Genomic DNA, 5412 nt, shown 5'->3' with positions numbered 1-5412 from the left:
GCGCCGTCCATCGTATCCACGCCGCGCCGGCCTATCTTGACGCGGCATGCCGGCGCGACGATCTCGAGCGGAGCGCGGAGGCACAGGGGTGCTGTTCGACCGACGTCCATAGGCGCTCCCGCGCCCGGGGTACCCGCCAGTTCCTTGATGAGAACGGCCAGGCTCCTCGTTACGGCCCCCGCGAAGCCGTGACGTTGGCGCGTCCCCTCTCGCAGGACGGTTCCCGCTTTGCGCAGCATAGCCACGTTGCCGGCCATAGGAACTGCTCGGTCGCGCACCAGGCTGCGCTGTCGCTCTTTGACGATACGCGCTGCGCGAGGCGCGGATGGGCTCATGGCCGGACTGAGACTCGGAGACATAGCCCGCCTGAGGAGGTCGCTGCGCAAACCGAGAACCGCCATCGAGCGCCATGAAGCGCCCGGTGGGGTTCTCAGAGCGCGGACTTACGAACCCCGCGGCGTCCTGGAGCCGTCCGCCTGCATGCGCTGTATCGCGCTCGTAGGCATCGAGCTCGTCGAAGTACGCATCCATGACGACACGGGGGTTGAGCCCTAGGTAGCGTGCATAGCTCGAAATCATACCCTGGGCATAGCCGCGTGGCGGCATGGCTGAAAAGTTACCCTGTTCGAAGAATTCGATGATCTGGGGGCGAATCTTGATGGTCCTAGCGACCTGATGGATCGAGAGACCGAGCTGACGCCTGCGCTCAAGCAGCATCTCGCCAAACCGAGCAGCCATTAGAAACCCCCTAACCCGTCATCTTCGGATATCTGGGCCTCGAGATTCTGAAGCTCTTCGAGCGCCTGCTCATCGAGAAGAACCTCGCGCGGCTTCGAACCATCGGGCGGACCCACGATGCCCTTCTCCTCGAGCATGTCCATGATACGGCCAGCACGAGCGTAGCCGACCTTGAGGCGCCGCTGTAGGCTCGACGTCGACCCGAGCTTCGACTCAACGACGAGGTGAGCAGCTTCCCAGATAAGCGGGTCGTCTGCGGACGCGCCGCCGGAACCGGAACCGGAGCCCTGCATCGCAGCGGGAGCGACCACAGAGAGAATCTCCTCGTGGTACTCCGCCGGCGATTGCTCCTTCACGAACTCGACGACGCTGAAAATCTCCTCGTCGGAGACGAAGCAGCCCTGGATACGCTTGGGTTTGCCCCAGTCCACGCGGCTGAAGAGCATATCGCCCTGACCGATGAGCTTCTCAGCACCTGTCTGGTCGAGGATGACGCGGCTATCGATGCCCGTGGCGACGGTGAGTCCGATGCGGTTCGTGATGTTCGCCTTAATGAGGCCGGTCACGACGTTGGAACTTGGGCGCTGCGTGGCAACGATCATATGGATACCCGCTGCACGGCCGAGCTGGGCGATGCGTACGATCGATGCCTCGACGTCTTTGCCGGCGACCATCATGAGGTCGGAAAGCTCGTCGATCACAATCACGAGATAGGGCATCTTGCTCGGCGGGTTATCGTACTTCTCAAACTCGCCGGCAGCCTGTTTCTCGTTGAATGTCGAGATCTTGCGCACGCCGATGCGCTCGAAGATCTTGAGGCGCCGCTCCATCTCGGATACCGCCCACTGCAGCGCGCTCGCAGCCTGTTTGGGCTCCGTCACGACGGGCACGTAGAGATGCGGCAAGCCGTCGTAGGGTGCGAACTCGACGCGCTTGGGATCGATCATGATGAGGCGGACGTCTTCGGGGAACGTACGCATGAGAAGGCTCATGAGGATGGAGGAGATGACGACGGACTTGCCCGATCCCGTGGTGCCGGCGATGAGCAGATGCGGCATCTTGGCGAGGTCGGCAACCATGGGTTCGCCCTCGGAATCGCGGCCGAGCGCGAACTCCAGCGGCCCTCCCGTCACATAGGGCAGGATATCTCCGAACGCAACCGTCTGACGCGAGCGGTTAGGGATCTCGATGCCCACGAGCGACGTGCCGGGGATGGGCGCAAAGATGCGAACTGAATCTGTCGCGAGCGAAAGGGCGATGTCGTCCTCGAGGCTCGCAATGCGGCTCACGCGCTCGCCCTCGCCCGGTTGCACCTTGAACGTCGTGACCGTGGGACCGGAGATCCAACCGACCACGCGCGAGTGCAGGCCGAACTCCTGAAGCGTTGCCTGCAGCGATTCTGCTGTCTGCTGAAGCTCGGTGTTCGCCGCTGAAGATCCCTTCGCCTGCGGGCTATGGCGCAGCATCGAGGCAGGAGGAAGCCTTCGTTCCGGACCTTCGTCATCGGAAGCGGAGGGTTCGCTTTCGGATTTTCGGGAAGCCACGGCAGATGCGGCGACCTGGTGCGCAGGCGTCTCATCGTGCGATGTGTCTTCATCGGCGGCAGCGGTTTCCTTGCCATGAGGATGCTTTAGAAACTCGGGAATCACCAAACCGCTTTCGCTCGCAGAAGCGGGAGCTTGGGGTACGGCGTCGATCGATTCTTCCGCGAGCTTGCTGCCTGCGGACTCGTCCAAAGGTTGAAGAGGCTCTTCTTTCTGGATATCGACCGTGTTTGCATAACGATCCTCGATGGGGATGAGCGTCGTCTGCGCGCGCTCCTTTGCAAGCGTATCGGTAAGGTCGACGAAGGGATCCTCGTCAACGTCATCGACCTCGCGCGAGAGCAGCGTCGTCTGCGCCCGATCACCGAGAAACGTCGTTTCAGCCGCTCCCTCCCCATCAAGGGAAACAGGTTCGACGACGGCTGCGCCACCGCGCGGCGCATAGGGATTCACTCGGGCATCGAGGGCGGAGTCGTCCCCCCAGGGGCGCTCATTCACTTCGACGTGACGACGCTCGCGAATGCGTTCGGCCTGGTCGCGCACCACGCCGATGAAGCTCGAGACCGAAAAGCCCACGAGAATCGCTCCGGCGATGGCGATACCCACGAGGACGACGCCCGCGATGGGCTTGCCAAGGGCGGATGCGAGGACGGATGCCACCGCGAACCCTACGTAGCCTCCGGTCGCCGAAAGCTCGGCCTCCCCCACCGTGACGCCGAGCACCATGTGCTCAGGTGTGCCGACAAGAGTGATGAGCGCGATGACGGCAATGAAGATGATGAGCGCGCCGAGACACGTCTTCACCTTGAGGACATCCTCGCTCCGCACGAAGAGCAGCGCCGCGACGAGCAGGAGCGCGAGCGGCAGGACGTAAGCGCCGAGCCCGAATCCCAGGTGATAGAAGCCGGCAACCGCAGCGGTAATGGGCGCCGAAGCGGGGGCGATGACCGCAATGAAGGAGCAAACCGCGAAGACGGCGAGTGCGACGCCCGCGATGTCGCGGCCTGACCCCCCGGACAGCAGGGGCTCGGGCGCGGGCGCGGCATGCGCACCGGCGCGAAGCTGTGACGACGCCTTCTTCTGCGCGGGTTTCTTCGCCTTCCCGCCCTTCGATGTACCCGTTCGAGCCGCCACGTTAGACCTCCATGACGACCGGGATGATCATCGGACGGGTCTTGGTGCGGTTCCAGATGAAGTTCGAGAGCGAGTCGCGCACGGCCTTGCGGAGCGCGCCCGTGCTGCTGCTCGTGAAGTCGAACGACCCCTTCTCGACCGCTTTCATGATGGCCTGCGACGCGTCGTCACCGAATTCCTCGTCGATGTTGAACGAAACGCCGCGGCTCGAGAATTCGATCGCGTCGATGTGCTTCTTCTTCATGGAGACGACGGCCACGACCGTAACCATGCCATCATTCGCGAGCTTCTGGCGGTCGCGGAGCACGATGGGATCGGTGTCGCCGATGCGCAGGCCGTCAACGTAGACGATACCGCTCTCCACCGCGGGTCCGACCTTCACCACACCGCCGCGCACCTCGAGCGTATCTCCGTTATCGAGCACGAAAATGTGATCTTCGGGAATGCCCACCTTGCGCGCAAGGCGCGCGTGAGCCCGCAGGTGCACGGCCTCACCGTGAACGGGCATGAAATAGGTCGGCTTCGCCATGGTGAGCATGAGCTTGAGCTCCTCCTGGCTGCCGTGCCCGGAGACGTGGACGAGCTTAGAGGACTTGTCAACCACGGTGCAGCCGAGCTTCGCTAAGCTGTTGACGACCTGCTGTACGGCCTTCTCGTTTCCGGGAACAGGCGTCGCGGAGATGATGACGGTATCACCCGAGTGGATCGAGAGCGTCTTGTGCTCGCCGTTGGCCATACGCGAGAGCGCGGAGAGCGGCTCGCCCTGGGAGCCGGTGCACATGACGACGATCTTGTCGTCCGGGATGCCGTTCACGTCATAGGCGTCGATGATATCCGCCTCATCGATTTCGAGATACCCGAGCTCGCGCGCGACACGGGTGTTCGTGAGCATGGAGCGACCGGTGACGACGATCTTGCGACCGCTCGCCTTCGCAGCGTTGCAGATCTGCTGCAGGCGATGAATGTGACTCGAGAACGAGGCGACGAACACGCGTCCAGGCGCATTCTTGATGACCTCGTTGAGCGTGGGGCCGACCTCGGCCTCAGACTTGGTGAAGCCAGGGACGGTCGCGTTCGTAGAATCCGAGAGAAGCAGGTCGACGCCCTGCTTGGCGAACTTCGAGATGGCGGCGTAATCCGGCGTGACGCCGTCGATGGGCGTCTGATCGAGTTTGAAGTCGCCCGTATGCATGACCGTGCCCTGCGGCGACTTGATGTAGACGCCGAGCGCCCCGGGGATGGAGTGGGTCATGGAGAAGAAATCGACCGAGATGCACCCGAGGCTGATGTGCGACCCGCTTTTGACCTCGCGGAACTTAGGTGAGCGGATGCGGAACTCGGCGAGCTTGCCCTCGATGAAGCCCAAGGTGAGCTTGCTCGAGAAGATGGGCACCTTGTTGTTGAGATCTTGGAGGAGGTACGGCAGGGCACCGGTGTGATCCTCGTGACCGTGCGTCACGATGATACCGCGAAGCTTCTCCTCGTTTTCGAGGACATAGGTGTAATCCGGAAGGACGAGATCGATACCGGGCTGTGAATCATCGGGGAACATAAGGCCTGCGTCGATGAGTACCATATCGGGGCCGCATTCGACGACCGTCATGTTCTTGCCGATGCCGTCAAGACCGCCAAGCGGGATGATACGCAAGGGTTGGTTCTTTTTTGTCATGAGCTATTGAGCTCCTTTCACATCGTAGTACGAAATACATCGCGCTCGTGCGCGAGAACGTCCAAACAGCACGACAATGAGCATAGTCATACAGAATATATTGTACGTGCTTTACCGAAGACATGCGGCACGTCCATGGCATCCCACAGGAACAGCGCAAGAGCGTGCGGCGGCGAACGCGCATATGAAACAAGGAAAGCCGCTGCGTGGAGACTCGTTCCAACGCAGCGGCTTCCAAGAATATAAGCGCTATACGGCGAACCTCAGCGGTTTACCCCTCGTGATGGCGGCGCGGCGCGCGGCCACCGTGGCCGTTGTCACCGGGAC

Annotated in this window: 3 protein-coding genes; all 3 read right to left on the bottom strand. The window is 62.2% G+C overall.

Translation table 11 applies throughout. The features are described 5' to 3' along the window. A partial coding sequence (locus QZ079_RS07955; protein ID WP_297037306.1) for a helix-turn-helix domain-containing protein occupies window positions 1-738 on the bottom strand: 738 nt, incomplete at its 3' end. Then, the gene (locus QZ079_RS07950) at window positions 738-3416 is read right to left on the bottom strand and encodes a DNA translocase FtsK (RefSeq protein ID WP_297037304.1); all 2679 of its coding nucleotides are present in this window, start codon (window positions 3414-3416) and stop codon (window positions 738-740) included. The genes QZ079_RS07955 and QZ079_RS07950, both read right to left, overlap by 1 nt. Before the next feature lies 1 nt (window position 3417). Next, window positions 3418-5085: a ribonuclease J gene (locus QZ079_RS07945; RefSeq protein WP_291289379.1), complete on the bottom strand. Its 1668-nt coding sequence runs from the start codon at window positions 5083-5085 to the stop codon at window positions 3418-3420. Between the last annotated feature and the right edge of the window lie 327 nt (window positions 5086-5412).

Origin of the sequence: uncultured Enorma sp. (genome assembly GCA_905210055.1) — a bacterium.
In the GTDB taxonomy this organism is placed as follows: Bacteria; Actinomycetota; Coriobacteriia; order Coriobacteriales; family Coriobacteriaceae; genus Enorma.
The sequence above is the reverse complement of the archived record's forward strand: the minus strand, read 5'-3'. Positions and strand labels throughout refer to the sequence as shown.

Bases quoted from the DNA above. Each gene is read 5' to 3' on its own strand.
- QZ079_RS07945 (WP_291289379.1), bottom strand. From the start codon at position 5,085: ATGACAAAAAAGAACCAACCCTTGCGTATCATCCCGCTTGGCGGTCTT.